General features: G+C 60.8%; 23 protein-coding genes. 21 read left to right on the forward strand and 2 right to left on the reverse strand.

From position 1 onward, the window contains the following. Window position 1 precedes the first annotated feature (1 nt). The 3 genes from J3A98_RS05870 (at window position 2) to J3A98_RS05880 (ending at window position 3,829) form a co-directional block, all read left to right on the forward strand. The gene (locus J3A98_RS05870) at window positions 2-205 is read left to right on the forward strand and encodes a TraR/DksA C4-type zinc finger protein (protein WP_061203592.1); all 204 of its coding nucleotides are present in this window, start codon (window positions 2-4) and stop codon (window positions 203-205) included. Beyond that, a complete protein-coding gene (locus J3A98_RS05875) occupies window positions 202-2,955 on the forward strand; it encodes a bifunctional DNA primase/polymerase (protein WP_209964663.1) in 2,754 nt (917 codons plus the stop codon). The genes J3A98_RS05870 and J3A98_RS05875 overlap by 4 nt, the downstream gene beginning before the upstream one ends. 325 nt (window positions 2,956-3,280) lie before the next feature. After that, complete coding sequence (locus J3A98_RS05880) at window positions 3,281-3,829, forward strand: hypothetical protein (RefSeq protein WP_209964665.1); 549 nt, start codon at window positions 3,281-3,283, stop codon at window positions 3,827-3,829. Between the two features lie 148 nt (window positions 3,830-3,977). Here the strand turns inward: J3A98_RS05880 and J3A98_RS05885 are convergent, their stop codons facing one another. Next, on the reverse strand, window positions 3,978-4,349 hold the full coding sequence (locus J3A98_RS05885) for a hypothetical protein (protein ID WP_209964667.1): 372 nt from the start codon (window positions 4,347-4,349) through the stop codon (window positions 3,978-3,980). A gap of 47 nt (window positions 4,350-4,396) precedes the next feature. On the opposite strand from J3A98_RS05885, the gene J3A98_RS05890 reads away from it, so the two are divergent. From J3A98_RS05890 to J3A98_RS05900, 3 genes are all read left to right on the forward strand, one after another. After that, window positions 4,397-4,744: a phage holin family protein gene (locus J3A98_RS05890; protein ID WP_209964670.1), complete on the forward strand. Its 348-nt coding sequence runs from the start codon at window positions 4,397-4,399 to the stop codon at window positions 4,742-4,744. A 147-nt stretch (window positions 4,745-4,891) separates the two neighbouring features. Continuing rightward, a complete protein-coding gene (locus J3A98_RS05895; RefSeq protein ID WP_209964672.1) occupies window positions 4,892-5,503 on the forward strand; it encodes a terminase small subunit in 612 nt (203 codons plus the stop codon). Window positions 5,504-5,507: 4 nt separating this feature from the next. Then, window positions 5,508-7,550: a phage terminase large subunit family protein gene (locus J3A98_RS05900; protein WP_209964675.1), complete on the forward strand. Its 2,043-nt coding sequence runs from the start codon at window positions 5,508-5,510 to the stop codon at window positions 7,548-7,550. A 3-nt stretch (window positions 7,551-7,553) separates the two neighbouring features. Here J3A98_RS05900 and J3A98_RS05905 read toward each other — a convergent pair whose 3' ends face one another. Next, complete coding sequence (locus tag J3A98_RS05905) at window positions 7,554-7,991, reverse strand: hypothetical protein (RefSeq protein ID WP_209964676.1); 438 nt, start codon at window positions 7,989-7,991, stop codon at window positions 7,554-7,556. Between the two features lie 281 nt (window positions 7,992-8,272). Between J3A98_RS05905 and J3A98_RS05910 the strand changes: the two genes are divergently transcribed. From J3A98_RS05910 to J3A98_RS05980, 15 genes are all read left to right on the forward strand, one after another. Then, window positions 8,273-8,479, forward strand: coding sequence for a hypothetical protein (locus J3A98_RS05910; RefSeq protein WP_014756562.1), 207 nt, complete (start codon window positions 8,273-8,275; stop codon window positions 8,477-8,479). After that, a complete protein-coding gene (locus J3A98_RS05915) occupies window positions 8,476-9,966 on the forward strand; it encodes a phage portal protein (RefSeq protein WP_209964678.1) in 1,491 nt (496 codons plus the stop codon). Before J3A98_RS05910 ends, J3A98_RS05915 begins: the two co-directional genes overlap by 4 nt. Next, window positions 9,963-11,108, forward strand: coding sequence for a head maturation protease, ClpP-related (locus J3A98_RS05920; RefSeq protein ID WP_209964681.1), 1,146 nt, complete (start codon window positions 9,963-9,965; stop codon window positions 11,106-11,108). Before J3A98_RS05915 ends, J3A98_RS05920 begins: the two co-directional genes overlap by 4 nt. After that, window positions 11,105-11,452, forward strand: a complete 348-nt coding sequence (locus tag J3A98_RS05925; protein ID WP_056804571.1) for a head decoration protein — start codon at window positions 11,105-11,107, stop codon at window positions 11,450-11,452. Before J3A98_RS05920 ends, J3A98_RS05925 begins: the two co-directional genes overlap by 4 nt. A 60-nt stretch (window positions 11,453-11,512) precedes the next feature. Continuing rightward, the gene (locus J3A98_RS05930) at window positions 11,513-12,508 is read left to right on the forward strand and encodes a major capsid protein (RefSeq protein WP_039613466.1); all 996 of its coding nucleotides are present in this window, start codon (window positions 11,513-11,515) and stop codon (window positions 12,506-12,508) included. 2 nt (window positions 12,509-12,510) lie between these two features. Beyond that, a complete protein-coding gene (locus J3A98_RS05935; protein WP_209964683.1) occupies window positions 12,511-12,825 on the forward strand; it encodes a hypothetical protein in 315 nt (104 codons plus the stop codon). Continuing rightward, window positions 12,822-13,484, forward strand: coding sequence for a hypothetical protein (locus J3A98_RS05940; RefSeq protein WP_209964685.1), 663 nt, complete (start codon window positions 12,822-12,824; stop codon window positions 13,482-13,484). Before J3A98_RS05935 ends, J3A98_RS05940 begins: the two co-directional genes overlap by 4 nt. Further along, on the forward strand, window positions 13,477-14,022 hold the full coding sequence (locus tag J3A98_RS05945; RefSeq protein ID WP_209964688.1) for a hypothetical protein: 546 nt from the start codon (window positions 13,477-13,479) through the stop codon (window positions 14,020-14,022). The genes J3A98_RS05940 and J3A98_RS05945 overlap by 8 nt, the downstream gene beginning before the upstream one ends. Continuing rightward, a complete protein-coding gene (locus tag J3A98_RS05950) occupies window positions 14,003-14,569 on the forward strand; it encodes a phage baseplate assembly protein V (protein WP_039613462.1) in 567 nt (188 codons plus the stop codon). The genes J3A98_RS05945 and J3A98_RS05950 overlap by 20 nt, the downstream gene beginning before the upstream one ends. Before the next feature lie 85 nt (window positions 14,570-14,654). Further along, window positions 14,655-14,876 (forward strand): hypothetical protein, encoded by a 222-nt coding sequence (locus J3A98_RS05955; protein ID WP_209964690.1) that lies wholly within the window; start codon window positions 14,655-14,657, stop codon window positions 14,874-14,876. Between the two features lie 6 nt (window positions 14,877-14,882). Continuing rightward, entirely contained in the window at window positions 14,883-15,209 is a 327-nt protein-coding gene (locus J3A98_RS05960; RefSeq protein ID WP_020192057.1) for a GPW/gp25 family protein, read from the forward strand. Next, window positions 15,206-16,096, forward strand: a complete 891-nt coding sequence (locus tag J3A98_RS05965; RefSeq protein ID WP_209964693.1) for a baseplate J/gp47 family protein — start codon at window positions 15,206-15,208, stop codon at window positions 16,094-16,096. Before J3A98_RS05960 ends, J3A98_RS05965 begins: the two co-directional genes overlap by 4 nt. Beyond that, window positions 16,089-16,727, forward strand: coding sequence for a phage tail protein I (locus J3A98_RS05970; RefSeq protein ID WP_209964696.1), 639 nt, complete (start codon window positions 16,089-16,091; stop codon window positions 16,725-16,727). The genes J3A98_RS05965 and J3A98_RS05970 overlap by 8 nt, the downstream gene beginning before the upstream one ends. Beyond that, complete coding sequence (locus J3A98_RS05975; RefSeq protein ID WP_209964697.1) at window positions 16,724-17,242, forward strand: hypothetical protein; 519 nt, start codon at window positions 16,724-16,726, stop codon at window positions 17,240-17,242. Before J3A98_RS05970 ends, J3A98_RS05975 begins: the two co-directional genes overlap by 4 nt. After that, window positions 17,232-20,072, forward strand: a complete 2,841-nt coding sequence (locus J3A98_RS05980) for a phage tail protein (RefSeq protein WP_209964699.1) — start codon at window positions 17,232-17,234, stop codon at window positions 20,070-20,072. The genes J3A98_RS05975 and J3A98_RS05980 overlap by 11 nt, the downstream gene beginning before the upstream one ends. The last annotated feature ends 10 nt before the right edge of the window (window positions 20,073-20,082 follow it).

Below are 20,082 nucleotides of genomic sequence, written 5' to 3' on the forward strand. Positions count from 1 at the left end.
CATTCCCGATCCGTTGGACATGGCCAGCGAACAGGCCGAGTACTTGCTGCAGGCTGCGCTTCGGCGGCATGCGAACCGCCCCGTTAAGCCAAGCGCCCAGTTCTGTGATGACTGTGGTGAGGCTATCCCTCTGAAGCGGCAGCAACTGGTACAGGGCTGCGAAACTTGCATCAGTTGCCAAGAGTTGCGGGAGCGCCGCAGATGAGCGAGCGCCCAACTCCTACGACAGCTGATTGGGCGCGGCGTTACATTGAAACCTTCGGTCTTGCCCTGGTTCCCATCGAGCCGGGCAAAAAGGGGCCGACGGGTGACGGCTGGAACAGGCCTGGTGGCTACTTCACTGATACCGCGAGTGCCGATCAGTTCTGGAAGGCTAACCCGAGCCACAACCTTGGTGTTGTGCTTGGGCCAAGTAATGTCTGCTCGCTGGATGTGGATGATGTCGAGTTTACCCGGTTGGTTTTGCAGCAGACGCATGGCCTCGACGTCGATGCGCTCGCTGCTGCCTACCCGACATCGGTGGGCAATCCCGCGCGCTTCCGCATCATGTTCCGCGTCCCCGAGGGCGTGGAACTGAAGAAACACGCATTGGTGTGGCCAAATCAAAATGACCCCGATGGCACTATCCATAAGGGGCTCATGGTTCAAGTAAGGGCCGCTATTGAACAGAAGGACGCGGGCCGTGAGGCCGCTTTCCGCTTGGCTGCTGAACCGTTCAAGAAGCTCACGGTGTTCGAGTTGCGCGCGGGCCTGGTGCAGGACGTGCTGCCGCCATCCATCCACCCTGGCACCGGTAAGCCGTACACGTGGCGAAATGCACCTGATGCAAAGGGCATCCCTGAGCTGCCTCCTGAGCTGCTGGCTGTCTGGCAGGGGTGGGAAGACTTCAAGCCGACAGGAGAGGCTCTTTGCCCGTGGCGACCTAAGCAGGTCACTTCGGCTCGACCAGTCACCATGCCGAGGCCCGTAGTCGCCCGATCGGGCGACTCACTGCCAGAGGTGATCCCCGAGTTCAACCGCCGCCATGACATCGCCACGATCATTGAGGCGCATGGCTATAAGCGTGTGGGCGGGAAGTGGTTGTGCCCGCAAAGCAGCTCGGGGCTGCCGGGCGTGAGCATCACGGATGACAAACTCTACTCGCACCACACCTCGGACCCGCTGGCCAACGGCCACAAAAACGATGCATTCGACGTCTTCTGCATCTTGGTGCACAACGGTGACCAGCGTGCAGCGACCAGGGCGGCTGCGCAGATTCTCGGCATCGACGCCAAGTCACGCCCGCCAGCGCCGCCGCCGCTGGGTGATCTTCCCCGTGCCCCATCGATGGTCGAGCAGGCCGGGCACGGCGAAACCGCTGCTGATGCAGCTGTCCAGCCTGACACTAGCGTTCCGACCGTTGCCAGTTCGGCCGGCTCCTCGGCCGATGGGGGGGCAGGGGGAGAGGGCCTGGTTCTGAAGAGTGCTATGCGCCGATTCGCCCTGGTCGAAGGCACCACGAATGTGTGGGACATGGACAAAGGGCAGTCGATGAAGCGATCAGGCTTTGAGGCGCTGGTCGGCAAGCCCCTTGCGAAGCAATGGATGGAGAGGACTGACAAGAAGTTGGTCTCCGCCGAGCAGGTCAAGGAGCTCGAACAGGGCCGCAAGATGTCGAGCAAGAAGGGCGGGGCGCTGAATCTCGACCCGCTGGATCGGTATGTCTACATCGACGGCACCAAAGAGGCTTGGGACCGGGAGAAGAAGCGTCGTCTACCCGAGGGCAGCGTCAAGATGGCCCTGGGCGATGCCTATCAACTCTGGCTGAACAGCCCGAATCGCCGAGTGGTTGATGTCGACCATATCGTGTTCGACCCGACGATGACCAAAGACCCAGCTATCTACATCAACACTTTCGAGGGCTTACCCCATCAGCCGGTGCGGGATGACGCCGCCTGTGAGAACTTGCGCTGGCTGATCTCGTTCCTCTGCAACCATGACGCTGAGGCGCTGGAGTGGCTGGTGAACTGGCTCGCCTATCCGCTGCAGAACATGGGGGCGAAGATGGATACCGCGATCCTGTTCCATTCCACCATGGAAGGCTCGGGCAAGAGCTTGCTGTTCGCGGACATCATGGGTGAGCTCTACGGTCGTTACGGCGCCACGGTTGGGCAGACGCAGCTGGAAGGTAACTTCAACGCCTGGCAGAGCGGCAAGCTGTGGGCCGTCTTCGAAGAAGTCGTTAGCCGCGACCAACGCTACAACCAGGTCGGCAAGATCAAGCACATGATCACCGGCAAGACGGTCCGAATGGAGTCGAAGTTCATCAACGGTTGGGAGGAGGCCAACCACATGAACTCGGCGTTTCTGAGCAACGAGATCATGCCGTGGCCGATCAGCGAAGATGATCGCCGAATGCTGGTGATGTGGCCCCTGGAGACCTTGCCTCCCGAGCGGCAGAAGGCGATTGCGAGAGAGCTGGCCAACGGCGGGGTAGCGGCCCTGTACGGCTGGCTGCTGGACGTCGACCTCGGTGACTTTAACCAGCGCACACGCCCGCCCAAAACAGAGGCCCGTCAGCGGTTGGTTGAGCTGAGCCGCACTGCCTGGCAAACCTTCTTTTATCTCTGGCGCGCAGGCGAGCTCGGGCACGGCCTATGGGGCTGCTGCCTGACTTCGGATGTGTACGCCATGTTCCTTGAGTGGTGCTCTCACAACAAAGAGAACGCAATGAGCCACACCAAGTTCTCGCTCATGCTCAGTGCGAAGGTGGAGAAGACACGCGCTATCCCCTGGACGGATGGCAGCGCGCGGCGTTTCGCGGCGTTCTTCTTCCCCAGTGACGGTGATCCTTCCCTGCCCCCATCCATGAAGTCGGCCGAGCTGGGCAAGAACGTCGTCGAGTGGCGTGCTCGAGCGAAGCTAGCGGGATGGAGCGTGGACGGTTGGGACCACATCAAGAGGCTTGCAGCATGACTACGCCGGTAAGTGTGTTGGGTGTGTTGGGTTGGTGTTGGGTTGATTCCTGCAAGCCAACACAATTCAAAGCCCCGGATTTCTTGGCGTCGCGGGAGTGTGTGTTGGGTGTGTTGGGTTTTCGCACGCGCGCGCGCACGCGATTTTTTTCTAACAGCGTTATCGAGGGGGTAAGAAATCTCTATGTGAACCCTGAAAAACCCAACACACCCAACACACTCAACACGGATAGATCTAATCCATTGAATTTATTGGGTTTCGAGTGTGTTGGGTTTGTGTTGGGTTGGCTAAATATGTGTTGGGTACTGCTAGGCGAGGGCGGGCAATGACGAAAGATCTGGAATTGCGCATGCAAAGCCAGGTGCAGCTCATGCTTCACCAGGTCGAAATGGCGCAGCTCATCGATCAAACCGAGCGCCTGCGCCTGATCGGAGAGCTGATGAAGCATTGGGGGGAGCGCCGAGCACAGCTTGGGCTGGAAGCCAGCCTTGGTAGCCAGATGGGCAGCATCATGGAATGGAAGGGCGCTGCACCGCGTGGTGGATCGTCAGGGTCGCGCATCTTGGTCGGTGGTGCTGGTCTTGATCACGCGGCAGCAGAAGTCGACGCAGCGGTAGTCCAGCTGGAGCGGCGTGATGGACGAGGGGCAACCCTGGCCAAGCTGGCACACCTACGTTACCTGCATGGGGCAACGGTGCGGGAGCAGATGCGCGAGGTTGGGCTGGCTGAGGACGCCGACCGAACCTACCGGAACTGGGTCAAGGCCTTGCACTTGCAGGTCTTTGCCATCTTGGCAGCAAGGGCTGGACGGGTACGTGAGCAAACCGTTCGTCGGGTGACTATGCGACATGTGAGCAACATCGACGCCCCATAGCCACCACATTGCGACGAACCGAAAACAGGCCCTTTTCGGTTTTTCCGGTGGCATGTACAAAGGCGTCACGATATCAAAAATGCGCTTAGGCATAGCTCGAATGAACCCTGCCAAATGGCGGGGTTCATCGTAAGTGCACTTAAAGAATTTAGGTCTGTGAGTCCATTGGGAAATCGCGCGGGTGAACTTCTTTACGCCACAACGTGAACAGGGCAACGCCCGATGCGAAATAGATCAATGCGTTCCAGCAAGTGATGATCAAAAAGACGATCTCGCCTCTTGAAGGGGCTGTCTCAGCGACTGTGAAAAGATAGATCTCTCGGACGTTTGCTCCAGCAGTGAGCAAAGCTCCTATCACTACCAGTGCTTTGAATGAATGAGCCCAGAATGCAGCTATGTGGTTCTTAAGCTCTATACGCTTATCAGGGGGCAGCGCGACCCAAGTGGCTAACCCTCCGACTATTCCTCCGATGGAGCCGAGTGCTCCAAGTAAGCTCATCACGAACGTAATACTGTTCATCCTCTTCCCTGCTTTCAGATCTTAAAAAACCAATAGTGGAGTCTCTGATGACTAATGAGCAACACGCCCTGATCGATATGCCTCTATGGCTTGTCATTGTGATTTCGTTGGTGGGTGGCGTTTCTGGTGAGATGTGGCGTGCTGACAAAGCAGGAGTCCGAGGCTGGCCTTTAATCCGCCGAATCGCATTGCGATCCGGGGCATGCATCGTCTGCGGCCTATCGACCATCATGCTGCTCTACTCGGCGGGCATGTCGATCTGGACGGCAGGCGGTATTGGGTGCCTGACCGCAATGGCCGGTGCCGATGTGGCCATTGGCTTATACGAGCGTTGGGCCGCGAAACGCTTGGGCGTATGTGAAATGTCCAAGGCCCGAGCAGGGGAGGTGGAATAGGGCGATGCCGGGGACCCTGGCGACATGGCCGGAGTACGGGGCAGGAAACCCGCGGCTTTACGCTAGCGGACAGTTCGCCAGCTTACTGAAATTCAACCCGTTGAAATTGAAAATTATTTGTTGAAATGCCATTGAAATGGAGGGCTCATGACGGATCCGAACTTCTTGTCAAAGAGCGCCTTCGCTGCACGCATAGGGCGATCACCCAGTTACATCACCTGGTTGAAAGACAACGGCCGCCTGGTGCTTTCACCCGATGGGAAATTGGTGGATGTGCTGGCCACCGAGGCCAAGATTCAGGAGACAGCTGATCCGGCCAAAGCAGCCGTCGCGGCTCGGCATGAAGAAAAACGCATCGAGCGGGACGTCCGGGCCCACATCCAGCCAAGCGCCGACACACCTGCGGTGCAGCCAGCGGATCACGCGCCGAGCGGAGGCCCCAACTTCCAGCGATCGAAGGCGCATCGGGAGTTCTACCTTGCTGGGCTGGCAGAGACCGAGTTCTACAAAGTTCGAGGCAATCTGGTTGAGCGCGCCGCTGTCGAAGATGCCGCGTTCGCTGCTGGCAGGATGCTTCGCGAACAGTTTTTTGGGCTTGCTCCGCAGCTCGCCGGCGAACTGGTCGGGATGAGCGACCCATGGGACATCGAGAAGCACCTCACCGACACCTTCCGTCGACTGTTCACCGAGGCGGCCAAGATGAATAGCGTCGATCTAGAGAAGGCCATTGCACAAAAACGAACTGCCAAACAGAGCTGAGCCTATGCACACCGGATACGCAGACGGTGCAGAGGTGTACCGCGATGCGTTTTGCCGAGGGCTAATGCCAGACCCTGATTTATGGGTCGACGAGTGGGCTGATGAGTACATGCGAATCCCGCGTGATACCGGTGCAGCAGAGCCTGGCAAATACCGCACTGCACGTACCCCGTATGCCCGCGAACCCATGCGCTGCCTGTCGCCTGCCCATCCGTGTAAGCGGGTGGTGACAAAAATTGCGTCGCAGCTGATGAAGACCCAGATTGCCCTGAATTGGATCGGAGCACTGATCCACATGGCGCCGGCCAACATCTTGACGCTACTGCCCACTGGAGGGCTGGCGAAGCGGGTGTCCTCGCGAATCGGCAAGACCATCGATGCAGTGCCGGAGTTGAAGGCCCGCGTGGCGACGGCACGTTCCAGAGATGCCCGTAACACCTTGGACACGAAGGAGTTCGATGGTGGTGCACTCTTTGCCACCACGGCCGGCTCGGCGGCTAACCTTTCAGAGCTGACGGCCCGTTATGTCTACGGTGATGAAGTCGATCGCTGGGAGGTGGACGTCAATCAGGAAGGCGATCCAATCAAGTTGGCCGAGGCGAGGGGTAGTACGTTCGGGCGCAACGCCAAGTTCTACTTTTCCAGTTCTCCTCTCATCAAAGGCATGTCTCGGATCGATGATCTCTTCAAAATGGGGGATCAGCGACACTACTACGTGCCTTGCCCGACCTGCGGTCACATGCAGGTGTTGACCTGGGAGCGGCTGTTGTACTCGGCTGACTTTAGTACCACGCATTACCAGTGCGCTGGACCCGAGTGTGACGTGCTGATCGAGGAGCATCACAAGGCAGAGATGCTGGCCAAAGGTGAGTGGCGTGCCCATGCGGAGGGTGATGGCGAGACGGTTAGCTTTCACCTCAATGCGTTGTATGCCCCGCTAGGTTGGCATTCTTGGGCGACACTGGCCCGCGAGTTTGATGAGGCTAAGCGTGCCCAAGCTCGTGGCAACCAGCATCCTATGCAGGTTTTCTACAACACCCGGCTGGCAGAGGTTTGGGACAGCGCGCTTGAGCAAACCAAGGCCGAGGTACTGCAGGCTCGTGCTCAGCAGGAAGACTATGTACTCGGAACCTTGCCAGTGGGAGCGCTCGCTCTAACGGCCTCCGTCGACGTTCAGGCCAACCGCCTGGAGTTGATGGTCATGGGCTGGGGCTCTGGTATGGAGCGCTGGGTGGTAGATCACCAGGTGTTGCCTGGCGATCCGGCTGATGAGCGTACCTGGTCGCTGTTGGACGAGCGGCTGAAGGTTCGGTACCGACATCCCTGCGGTGTGAGCCTAGCGATCCTAGCCACAGGCATCGACTCCGGCGGTCATCACACCCACGAGGTCTACCAGTTCACTCGCGTGCGTCGCTGGCGCAACGTGTTTGCACTCAAAGGTGCGAGTAAGCCAGGCAAGCTTGTGATCGCTCAGCGTCCGTCGCAGGTGGATGTCACCTGGAAGGGCCAGACCGAACGCAACGGCGCCGAGCTGTGGATCGTTGGTACCGACACGGCAAAGGATTGGATCTACAACCGATACAACTTCGAGACAGGGCCTGGTGCGCTTCACTTCGCCAAGGACCTTCCCGACGAGTTCTTCCAGCAGTGCGTGGCCGAACGGAAGATCGTTCGCTACGTGAAAGGTAAAGAGCGTTTCGAATGGGTCAAGAGCAAGGCCGAGCGCAACGAGGCGCTTGACCTGATGGTGTACAACCTGGCCATGGCCAACTTCCTCGGCCTTCACCGCTATGGCGAACAGGACTGGGACAAGCTGCGGCAGGCGCTCGCGCAGGCCAACCTGTTCGAGCAAGGCGAACCGGAGCCAGCCCGGCCCCCGGCGAACGAGCCTGATGACGACCAGGACGACGAGGCCGGTTCACCCGCTCCTGCAGCTGTTCCGGTCAAGCGCAACGATCCACCGTCACCACCACCAACGACTCCCCGAGCCGTACCCAACCCCATGCAACGCCGCAGTTCAAGCAGCGGTTACCTGAAGAGGCGTTAAGTGCTAGCTCAGCCCGATCATCGGACTGATGAATCTCGCACCTAATGCCAAGGCTTCTGTAACCAAGCCTTTGGTTGCTTCTCGACCTTGCTCCTTTGCGAGGCTGGAAAGCTGCTCGCCTATAGAGTCCTTCGAGCTGACGCTGTCAGGTACAGCTTTCAGAACCTCAAGCCCCTTTGCAGTGAGGACCGCCTCACTGAACGAGGTATAGGGGTGCGGCTTAGCGGTTAGGTAACCAGCGTCCATCAGCCACTTGCCTGTTGCGAAGAAAAACTCTGCTTCCTTTGTGGGGACTTCCATTCCCAGCCCTTCGTCGAAATGCATGGCATTACTCACGAAGTCTTCGGCTGTTAGGTATGTCGGTAAGGGGAACTGCAGGTACAGCTTCGCGAAGAGCTTCCCGGTGATTTCGTCAAACATCTCAATATTGGAGACAGCCATGTCACAAGATTCCACTTCAAAGGTTGAAAAGGTAAAGGCATCCGCTGAACTTCAAGGCGAGCTAAGGCGCGTGATAGCCGACCAACTTACCGGAAGGATGGATTGGGTCAGGGCCCGAACCTACTGGACCCTCCGACTGCCTGGCATACCTGCTGAAGAACTGGCGGATGCTCTATCGCACGTCCTCGCCGGAGGATGTTTCCGGCAGGAAATAGGCTCTCGGCATCAGAACTTCCTCTAATACCTAACGCAGTCGGCAACACTGCTGCAAGAGGCATTTAATGGCTTATACAAAAGCACACCTCGACGCTGTCGAGCGGGCGATTGCGCGCGGTGAAAAGATTGTTCGCTACTCGGATCGCACCGTCGAGTATCGAACGGTGGACGAGCTGATCAAGGCTCGCGACCTGATCCGCACCGAGCTGACGAATGCCGCCGGGCCACGCTCGCGCGTAGTGCGCGTATTCCACGGAGGCAAGGGGCTGTGAGCGGACGCTACTTGTCCCTCGGTCGTTCGGGCATCTTGGTGCCCGAGCGGATCAAAGCCAGCTACGAAGGCGCCGCCGAGGGACGGCGCTCATCAAACTGGGATGCGCCGGATACTGGCGTGAACAGCTTGATCATGCCGGCCTTGCGTAACCTGCGCTCCCGCTCCCGCAGCGCGGTGCGCAATGACCCTTACGCTGCCAACGTCATCGACAAGCGCGTCAGCAACCTGATCGGTACCGGCATCACGCCGCACCCTCGGCTGCTCGACAAGGCGGTCCGCAAGGTGATGCAGGAGCTGTGGGAGGACTGGGTTGATGAGGCTGATGCCGATCAGCTCACGGACTTCTATGGCCTGCAGGCGCTGGTGGCGCGTACGGTAGAGCAGTCGGGCGAGTGCTTCATTCGTCTGCGCCCCCGCCGGCTGGAGGACGGCTACGCGGTACCGCTGCAGCTGCAGTGCCTATCGCCAGAGTTTGTCCCCCATGACAAGTTCGAAATAACCCGCTTTGGCAACGTCATTCGAGCCGGTATCGAGTTCAACGCCATGGGGCGGCGCGTGGCGTATTGGTGCTACCGCAACCATCCCAGCGACAAGTCCTCTCTCAATGTGGGCTACAACCAGCTGGTGCGAATCCCTGCTGAGCAGATGTTGCACGTGTTCGAGCCCTTGGAGCCCGGACAACTGCGAGGTGTGCCGCGCTTGGCGCCGGTCCTGAAGCGTCTGCGTAGCCTGGATAACTTCGACGACGCGGTGTTGTTCCGCCAAGAGGTTGCCAACCTGTTTGCCGGCTTCGTTCGCAAGCCAACCCCGGACGGCCCGCCGCAACTCGACCCGCTCACCGGGGCGCCTGTCAGGTACGACCGGGATGGCTTCACCCCAATGGTAGGGCTGGAACCCGGCACGATGCAGGAGCTGTTGCCTGGTGAGCAGGTCGAGTTCTCAGACCCGCCGGACGCCGGCAACAACTATCCAGACTTCATGCGGCAGCAGCTGATGGCCGCTGCCGCCGGCTCGGGGCTGCCGTACGAACTCATGACCGGCGACATGCAAGGCGTGAACGACCGCGCGATCCGCGTGGTGCTGACCGAGTTCCGTCGACGGTTGGAGCAGCTGCAGTTCCAGGTGTACGTCCATCAGTTGTGTCGGCCGGTGCGCAAGGCCTGGTTGGACATGGCCGTGCTTGCCGGGGCGCTCGACCTGCCGGACTACGCGCAGCGTCGCCGCGAGTACCAGCGTACCCGTTGGGTACCTCAGGGCTGGGCCTACATCCACCCGGTGCAGGATGTCCAGTCACGCAGTATGGAGATCGCTGCGGGCTTCGCGTCGCGAAGCGAGGTATGCCTGCGCAACGGTACGGACGCGGAGGTGGTCGACGAAGAAAACGCCGCCGATATCGCCCGGGCAAAGGCTCTGGGTCTCAACTACAGCAGCTTGTCGGCCGTCGAGGATGACCCTGATGAGTCCGGCGACAAGGGGAAGAAATGAAAAAGCTGATGCCGTTTCGCATCTACAACATGGCGTCCTCGGTGCAGCAGGTCGAAGACCAGCACTGGTACAGGATCAGCGCGGCGACTGAAGGGCAGGGCGATCCCGCTCCCATCGAGATCTACATCTACGGTGAGATCGGGGGCTGGGGCATCACCGCGAACGAATTCATTCAGGACCTGAAGGCGATCGATGACGGTGTTTCACCGGTAGTGGTGGCCTTCAACACCATCGGTGGCGATCTGTTCGACGGGTTGGCTATTCACAACGCGCTAAACCGGTTGGGTGAGCGCTGCACCGCACGTGTTGATGCTCTGGCGGCCAGCGCAGGAAGCGTCGCTGCGTGCGGCGCCCACCGCCTTGTGATGGCTTCGAATGCGATGCTGATGGTGCACAACCCTTGGACCTGGACCAGCGGTGATGCCGATGACTTGCGCCGGGTGGCTGACGTCCTCGACCAGACCTTCGAGGCGATCATCGCGGCATACAAGGCCAAGGCGCCGGCCATCGACGATGCCGAGCTGCGCCGTATGGTCAACGATGAAACCTGGTTGACTGCCCAGGAAGCCCTCGCGCTGGGCCTGGCTGACGACGTGGGTAACGGGGTCGAGGTCAAGGCGTGCCTTGGCCAGGGCGCGGCGATGCAGCGCTACCGTCAGACACCCAAGGCGCTGCTGGATCAGTTGGCCGATCAGCCGGAGGCTACGGGTGGCCAGCCGGCAACACCGCCTGACTTGCCGGCCACTGAGCCTGGCGACTCTACCGCGCTGGCATTGATGATCGCCCAAGACTGCGCTAAGGCGGGAATCAGCAACCTGGTCGAGCCCTTGATTGCCTCCACCAAACTGGCCGACAAGGCCACTGTGCAGGCTGCCTTGACGCGTGCGAAGGGTGTCCGTGATCTCTGCGTAGCCGCTCGGCTGCCAGAGCTAACCGTTGAATTTGTGCAGGCCGGCCTGGAGCCTGATGCAGTGCGGGCGCGCCTGTTCGAGAAGCTGGTCAGCTCCGGCAAGGGTTTTGAGATCGACAACAGCCTGCCGCCGGCCGATGACGAGCCAGAGAAGGTCAAGGCGCAGTTACCCAATCCATCCAGCATCTGGGCTGCCCGCCGGCAGGCCGCCAATAAAGGAGCACGACCATGAGTAACATCCGCCAGGAGCCGGTGCACGCCGGTGAGTTCCTGCTTTCCGAGGGCGCAGGAAAGATTTCCCGCGAAGCCATCAACGTCGCTGCTGGTCCTGGTCTGGTCGCTGGCCAAGTGCTTGGTCTGGTAACGGCAAGTGGCGAATTCACGGCCTACGACCCCGCTGCAGAAGACGGCAGCGAAAAAGCCGTGTGCATTCTCTATGCCTCTCTCGGCGAGTCCGAAACCGTTCGGCGTGGCCGCGCGGTGGTTCGGCTGGCCGAGGTCAGTGAGGCCCTGCTGACCGGCATCGATGCTGATGCGGAACAGGCCTTGGCAGCGCATTTCATCATCCTGCGCTGACCCGACTCTCTCTCACCCCAACCCCGCCCTGAGCGGGGTTCTTACTTTTTGGAGTACCTCATGGCTGAGATTGCCATTTTCCAAGACGACGCCTTCGGCGTTGCAGCCCTGACCGCTGCTATCAACGAGCAGGAGTACGTGCCAGGGCGCCTTGCGGCTCTTGGACTGTTCCAGGAGGAGGGTGTCGCCACCCTTACCGTGCAGATCGAGAAGGACGGTGACACGCTCGCCCTCGTGCCGGCGGGGGAGCGCGGCACCTCTGGCCTGGTGGTGGGCGGTAGCAAGCGCACGCTGATCCCGTTCAACACCGTTCACCTGCCGCAGCGCTTTGCGATCAAGGCGGACGAGATCCAGGGTATTCGCGCGTTCGGCACGCTGACGGAGCTGCAGGCCGTACAGGATGTGGTCAACAAGCGTCTGGCCAAGGCGAAACGCCAACTGGATGCCACTCACGAGTTTCATCGGATGGGGGCAATCAACGGCAAGGTGCTCGACGCAGACGGCTCGTCAGTGCTGTTGGACATCTACAAGGTCTTCGGGGTGTCGCAGCAGAAGCAGTCGATGGGGCTGAATGACCCGAATGCCAACATTCAGGTGCAGTGCGTGGATGCCCTGGACATGCAAGAAGATGCGCTTGGCAACGTGACCACCACTGGTGCCCGCGCTTTCTGCGGCAAGACCTTCTGGAAGAAACTCATCGCCCACTCATCGGTTGTCGATACCTACAAGGGTAGCCAGCAGGCTGCAGCGCTTCGTGGCGACGGGCGTGAAACGTTCGAGTTCGGTGGTATCAGCTGGGAGCGTTACCGAGGCAAGGTAGCGGGTGTTCCATTCGTCCCTGACGATGAAGCGCGCCTGGTACCCGAGGGGGTTTCTGAACTGTTCCTGTCGGTCTATGCGCCGGCAGACTACATGGAAACCGTCAACACCGAGGGCTTGCCGTATTACAGCAAGCTGGAGGAGATGCCTTTCGGTAAGGGGGTTGCGGGCGAGGCTCAGTCCAACCCGTTGCACATCTGCACGCGTCCCCGTGCAGTCATCCGCCTGACCGCCTGATCATGGCCTTTCGCGACCTGATCGATGATCTGGACGAGGTGGTGTTCGATGTCCTCGGCGATCTTGCGCATATCGAAGGTCGCGAGGTTCTCGGGATGTTCTCGGCACCGTGGCTGCAGCCCAAGCTCGGCCAGATTAATACCGGCCTGCGTGAGCCGCACTTGGTCATCCGCGTTGGTGACACCGCGGGTGTCGATACGCGGCAGAGCGTGATGATCGATCTACCGCCCGAGGACGGTGGTGGGAATTTCACCATCGCCCGAATTGAGCCTGGTGGCGACGGGCTTGTAACCCTGGTGCTGAGGAAATCGGCATGAGCGTAGGCAGTTACCAGAAACAGTCGTCTAGTTCAGGTCTCATTACACTCCAGGCGAACGTGCAGCAGGCTTCAAACTTCGCAAAGTTCGCCGCTTTGATGCCGAAAGCCATCAAGGCGGCTGAACGACGGGCAATCAATAAGACCATTCGTTGGTTGCGCACGCACATTGCCAGATCGGTGAGCCAACAAGAGCGAATCGCGGTTACGGCGGTTCGTCAGCGCTTGAGAGCTTTCCCAGCGGCCAGCAATGGCCAAGGCAAGCTCTGGTTCGGTTTGAATCCCATCGAAGCCAGTCGAGCAGGGCGCCCTCGACAATCCCGCTCAGGTGTGTCCGTAGCCGGACGTTCGTACCAGGGTGCGTTTTTCCGGACTGTGTATGGCAGTAAGCCGGATATCTGGATCCGCACTGCCAGTAAACACTTCAACGCTGATGATTATCCTACCAGCCAAGTCTCTGCCAGAGGCGGTGCGAGTTCAGGATGGGTCGGTGAGAACGGCAGCCGATTTCCATTAGCTAAGGCGAAGATCTCGCTGGAAGAGGTTAGGCCGCATTTCGAGTCATGGACGAGAAAGGCGCATCAGCGGTTGCTTGTGGTGATGGAGCAGGAGCTGAACTTCGAGCTGTTGAAGTATCTACGGAGATTGGGCAATGGATGATGATCCAATACCTCTTGAGCAGTTATATGCCGCTATCGAGCAACATATCAAAGACGCCATTCCAGGGCTGGCCTACGTCGGTACCATGCCTGACGGGATTGAGGTCGTTCCACCTCCAGCCGTTGTACTGGAACTGGCCGGATTCGACCGTGTGGATATGGATCCGGGGACTGGCGAGACCGCCGTGGAGGCGCGCTTTGAGGCCCGTGCAATTGTCCCGGTAGAGGAGAAAAACTGCCTTCGCGTTGCTGCCTTCGTTGCCGCGCAGCTTGCGGTTCTACTTCGCGGGCAATCGTGGGGACTCCCTATCGGGTTTGCTGAATTTGTCCGTGCAGAGCGCGACTGGAGCCGTCCCGAGCTGGACGTCTTCGCGGTCTGGGTCGTCGAGTGGACTCAGGTCATCTATCTCGGGGAAGAGGAGTGGCCGTGGCCCACTGAGCTCGGCCCGGCCGCTGCAGGCAATACTGGAGATGGAGGACCGCTTTCCGAAGGTTATATAGAGATCGAGAGGGTTTCGGATGAGCTACCCGCTGGCTGAGCATGACCGAATGATCGCCGGCATGATTCGTAAATGCCGGGTCGTCGCGCTCGACCTCGCCGCCGATCCGCCGGTGTGCCGGGTTTCGGATGGCGAATGGACCAGCGCCTGGGTGCGCTGGCACAGCCTGGGTGCCGCACCTGGTGCGCGGCACTGGCTTGCCCCTGGCATGCATGAGCAGGGGGTGTTGATCAGTACCAGCGGCGATGTAAGTCAGGGCACATTCCTGCCTGGGCTGTACAGCGGCCCTGCGCCGGCGCCGGATGACCGCGACCATGTCCAGCGCTGGCTGTTCGAGGACGGCGGTTCGCTTACCTATGACTGGCAAGCCAAGCGTTACAGCATCGAGCTGCCGGCCGGCCAGGTAGATATCAAGGTGGGCGGCTCGGTCGTTACCGTAACGGAATCGGCCATTGAAGCGATGGCGCCCATGCTGCGTTTCATTGGGCCGATGTTGATTCAAGGCGCGTTACGCGTAACGGGCGATATCTACGGTGACGCCCGAATCATCGACACGGCCGGCAACACCGCCAACCACAAGCACTGATTTACAGCGGGCCGGCGCTCATGCGCCGTATCCCTGATAACTACCAGCCCGCCGCGCGCGGGCTTTTTCATGCCAGGAGGAACCCATGGCGACCCAAAAGGCGGCTGCGGCCGCTTCGGAGGCCCCTGTGGCCGTCGACCCCCAACGAGTGTTGTACCGAGACGCGGCGTTCCGCTCCCGCTCCATTTTCACCCCCACCGGCGCCCAGTTCGATGTGGTCAATTTCGAGGTGCGGGTGCCGGCCTCGGACGACGAGGCGCTGGCCACCTTCGATGATCACCCGGATTTCAAGCGCGTGCAGGAGTAACTCCCGATGATCGGAATGGACCGCCACACCGGCGCCGTGCTGTCCGGGGTCGATCACTTGCGGCAGTCCATCGTGGACATTCTGACCACACCGGTGGGGTCGCGGCTGATGCGCCCGGAATACGGCAGCAAGCTGCGCCGGTTTGTCGACCAGCCAGTTAACGCGGGCTGGAAAAGCGCGGTACAGGCTGAGGCCGCGCGGGCGCTGCAGCGCTGGGAGCCGCGTCTGGTCCTGCAGAGCGTGCAGGTGGTTTCCGCAGTGGGCGGTCAGATCGGCTTTCGCATCACTGGCACCTATTCCGAGGACAGCGTGAACCTTGAGGTAAGCATATGAGCACCATTGACCTGGCCAGCCTGCCGGCGCCTACGGTGATCGAGGAGCTGGACTTTGAAACGTTCTATCAGGAAGGCCTGACAGGCTTTCGCGCCCTGATGGGCAACAACTGGAACGCCGAGTTGCTATCTGATCCGGTAGTCAAGCTGCTGGAGCGTGCGGCCTATGAAAAGGTCATGACCCGCGCCCGCATCAACGACGCGGCCAAGTCGCAGTTCATTGCCTTTGCCCAGGGTGCTGACCTCGACCAGCTGGCCGCCAACTACAACGTCAAGCGTCTGGTGATCGTCGCGGAGGACCTGAGCGCGGTACCGCCGGTGGCCGAGCAGCTGGAAAGCGACGAATCACTAGCCGAGCGCACCTTGCTGGCCTTCGAGGGCATGGCGGTGGCCGGGCCGGCCGGCGCGTATGAGTTTCACGCCCGATCCGCTGATGGGAGGGTGGCCGATGTGAAGGCCAGCAGCCCGTCGCCGGCCACCGTGCTGGTCAGCGTCCTTAGCCGGGTAAATGGCGGGGTGGCTACCCAGGACTTGCTCAACAAGGTTGCCCAGGCACTGACGCCTGAGAATATCCGGCCGGTGGGCGACCGGGTACTGGTGAAGTCGGCCGAGCTGGTCGACTACGAGATCGAGGCGGTGCTGTACATGTTTCCGGGTGCCGAGAACGAGCTGGCCCTGGCGCAGGCCAAGATTTCCTTGGATACCTACATCAACGCGCAGCGCCGGCTGGGGCGGGATATTCGCCGCTCGGCCATCCATGCCGCGCTGCATGTACCTCGCGTGCAGCGGGTGGAGCTGATCAAGCCCGCTGCAGACTATGTGATCGAGGACCACCAGGCATCCAACTGCATCGGCTCCAGCGTTGTGATGGGTGGTACCGATGAGTGACACCAGCCTGCTGCCGATCAACCGCACCGCGCTGGAGGATGCCCTGGCGCAAGTGGGGCTGGAGCCGGCCGACCTGGCCAACGTGTTGCGCTCGATGAAGCGACCAGAAACCTGCCCGGCCGACATGCTGCCATGGCTGGCGATTGAGCGCAGCGTGGACCGCTGGGACCCGGCATGGTCCGAGGAAATCAAGCGCAAGACGGTGCGCGACTCGTTCGAGGTCCATCAGCGCAAAGGCACCATCGCCTCGCTGCGACAGGTCATTTCGCCTTTTGCCGACATTATCGACATTGTCGAGTGGTTCGACCTGACCCCCATGGGGCCGCCCGGCACGTTCAGCCTGAGCCTGGCGCTGCTGAATACCGGCCTTAGTGACCGTGGGATTGCCGAGCTGGAGCGCATGATTCTGTCGACCAAGCCGGTCAGTCGGCACCTGGTCGGGTTGAGCATCACTTACAGCCCCAACGGCCAGTTCTACATGGGCGCGGCCGTGTCCTCGGGTGACGAAACCGAGATTCTATCGGCCGACCTGCAGGCTGAGGCCTTTGCTGACCTGGAGCTGATGATGCTGGCCAATGACCTGCATTACTTCGCCAACCACCGAATGCCTGAATTACTGGAAAAGCCATGAGCGAACTATCCGACCGCCAAGCGGCCGCCATCGCCCTGATGGAAGCCGCCGCACAGACGGCCCATGACATTGTGCATGGCGCGGCTGACGCCACGGTTGAGACGGCTTCGGGGCCGTCGCCTACCTACCTGGCGCTGGCCAAGATGATCACCGACCTGACCGGCGGGCTGCTGCTGCCGCGCCGCAAGGCCATCGCCGCTGCTGGCAGCGCTTTGGCGCTGGATGTGGCGTATACCGCCGGGGTGTCCTTTTTCGATGTGACGCTAGACCAGCCGCAGTGCGCGCTGACCTTCACCAACTCGGCCGTGCCGCCGGGTTATACCTGGTCGTTCTCGGTGCGCCTGCAGCAGGGCACTGGAGCCAACCGGGTGACGTTCCCGAACAACGTCCGCTGGCCGGCCAACCGCCCGCCGGTGCTGTCGTTTGAAAAGGGCTCGGCCGACCTGCTGACGTTCCTGTGGGATGGGGTGCGCTGGTCCGGGTTCTATGACGGGGGGTGGATCAATGTTTCTTAATCCGCTCAACAGCCGGCGCCCGGTCAGCCAGCGCACGGCGCTGGCCAATGCCATCAGCCTGATCGAGGGCCATCACCGCTTTCTGCGCAACAACACCGGCGACACCGTCGATGCGACGGTGCAGCACTATGTGCAGAACAACCAGGGCGTGCTGTCGAACAACCGGCATTTCATCGCCCATTCGCAGATGGAGTACCAGCCCAACGGCGACGGCACCACCGAGGGCCAGGCGCTGCATGTGCTGGGCTATGCCCATGCCTACCTGGCCACCCAGGACCCGCGTTATCTGGAGGCCGCCATATGGCACTGGGAGGCCTACGAGAAGTATTTCTATGCCGGCCAGCCGATCCCTGACACACCGCAGCGGCGTATCTGTAACTGGATCATCAACTCAAAGGAGCCGGTGCTGGCCAATTGGCCGGTGGACCCGGTCGAGCCGACGCACAGCGGCTTCAAGGGTGTGCCGTTCGCCTTCACCAATGGCGCCCTGTCGATTCCGCACGGCGCGCCGCACTGGGGCGAGTATCTGGACAAGGCGACTTTTGCCTTCGACGGTGCACTGGCCTGGGGCGCGATTAATGCCGGCGTGCGGGCGCTTCGCGAAGACGGCTCGACCGACTGGGACAAGGACGGCACGGTGTATGAGGTGGATTGGATCATTGCCCATACCGGCCAGAAAATCACCGATGACGGCCGGGTGTTGTCAGAGGGGCACACCGGCGCCGATATCGGCCGGGTGCAACTCAAGGACAACAGCCTGAACGGTACCCACCTGTTCAACTATGCCACCCGGCAACCGGTCGAGCATGGCGGCTACCTGATCCCGCGCAACGCCGTGCAGCACAATCGCCCGCTGCATGTTCCCCTGCTGGGCGGGGTCAACCAGATGGGCAACGCTGCAGACGGCGAGCTGTGGTACATGGACGCCTGTTATCTGCTGTGGCGTATCACCGGCGAGGAACGCTACAAAAAAGCCATGGATGCCTGCCTGTATACGGCGCATGAGTACACCCTGATTGACTCGACTGACCGATTTTTCCGGCAGAGTACGGTGGCCGCCACGCCGTTTACAGACGGCATTTCCTACGAGTTCGCGTACCCCAGCGAGGCAAAGCGGGAGTACGGCCGCGACTCGCAGGGCTACATCACGCTGCAGACCGATGTGGGCGCCCAGGTATCCATCGAGCAACAATCGGTATGGTTCCGCGTCGGCAAGGATTCCAAGGTGCGGACCTGCTTCGGCGGCGTCGACCAGGCCAACGGCGCGCTGACTGCCAAGGTCGAGGTCACGATTGCCCCGGAGAAAGTCGAAAACACCGGCACCCGTTACTGCTACATGCTGCCGGAGTCGACCTCCAGCTGGCAGGTGCTGCAGCACGATATCCCGCTGTCGCAGTTCTACCGGGTGGCCAAGGATGATGGGGCCGAATACATCATGGCGGACCTGCGTGCGGTGGTGCACTCGGCCGACATTACGTCGCAAGAGCGGCATGTGCCGGTGATCTTTCCCGGTCGAGCGGGCAACGTGGTGCGCTCGTTCTTCCCGGGTGGCGGCAATGGCGGGTGGTATGTGATCGGCAATTACCTGCAGCCGACCAAAAAGGCGCCGCTAAAAAGCATTACCTACCGGGCGGACGGCAATTTCAACGTCCGTATTCAGGACAAGGACGGCTGGCGGTGGTGGTGGATGCTGCCGGCCACCGATGGCGCGTTTTCCACCGTGCAGATTCGCCCCGAGGACGGCACGCTGTCAGGCTACCAGCCCAACGCGGCTGGCCGGCCTAACCCGTCAGCGCCTAACTACGACGAGCTGGCGGAAATGGACATTCTGCTGGACAACGATGCCGACACGAACCTGACGTTTGAGTATTACTGCATCAACGAGCTGCCCGACCTGTACGACGGGGTCGACGGCTACACGATGCTGTACCGGCTGACCCTCAACGGTCAGCAGGCTTTTCGCGGCCTGGTGGGCGATTGCACGGTGGTTGGCTATCGCAACGACTCGTTGGCCTACAGCCCTGGGGTGATTCCGTTTTCCAATATCTACTCTGACGGCACCGAGCAGATTGGCGCGTGGCACGGCATGCCCTATCCCGGCTATCAGTACCCGCTGATTTTTTGCCTGGACCCTGAGACGTACAGCGTCGAGCTGGGGAACATGATCGATTTCCTGTACGACTCGCAGCAGTGGTACCAGCAGAAATTCGGTGTCCTCGGACCTGGTGCAGCGGCGTACATCTGGAACCGCTGGGACAACTACCGCTACGGCCCGGCCGACACCTGGACCCAGTATCACTGGGGTGATGGCAACGCCTGGGCCGGCTACCAGCCCAGGGCGATGATGGGCGCCTGCAGGGCGTGGTACGAGCTGGTGCACCGGGGCAAGCCCGTGCCGCCCAAGCTGGTCACCTACGCCGAGAACTGGCTGCGCTGGCTGGTGCAGTTCGTCAAGGACTCCAAGGGCATCTTGCCGACCGACTTCCCGACCAACAGCGTGCCCAAGCCGGTGGAGGATGACTTTACCGGGCACATGACCGGGCTGTGGCTCGCCGGTGCCTGCCTGGCAGCGATGGCCGGCAGTCAGGTGGCTGACCTTGATGTGCTGATCGAGGCGTGCATGGACGAGCTGCAGGCGAACTACACGGTAACCCCCATTCCTGGTCATGCCATGAACGGCAGCTGGACCCCCGACCCGCGCCTGGGGACAGACAACGGGATGTTCTTTGGTTTTTGGGCCGGAGAAATCCTGCGCGGCCTGGGCCTGTACATCCAGTATCGGACCTTGGGCGTCGGGGCCAACATCTACGGCGGACCTGTGCCCGCTTAGCGCTTCACGG

Source organism: Pseudomonas sp. BP6, from assembly GCF_017875935.1.
GTDB lineage: Bacteria > Pseudomonadota > Gammaproteobacteria > Pseudomonadales > Pseudomonadaceae > Aquipseudomonas > Aquipseudomonas putida_Y.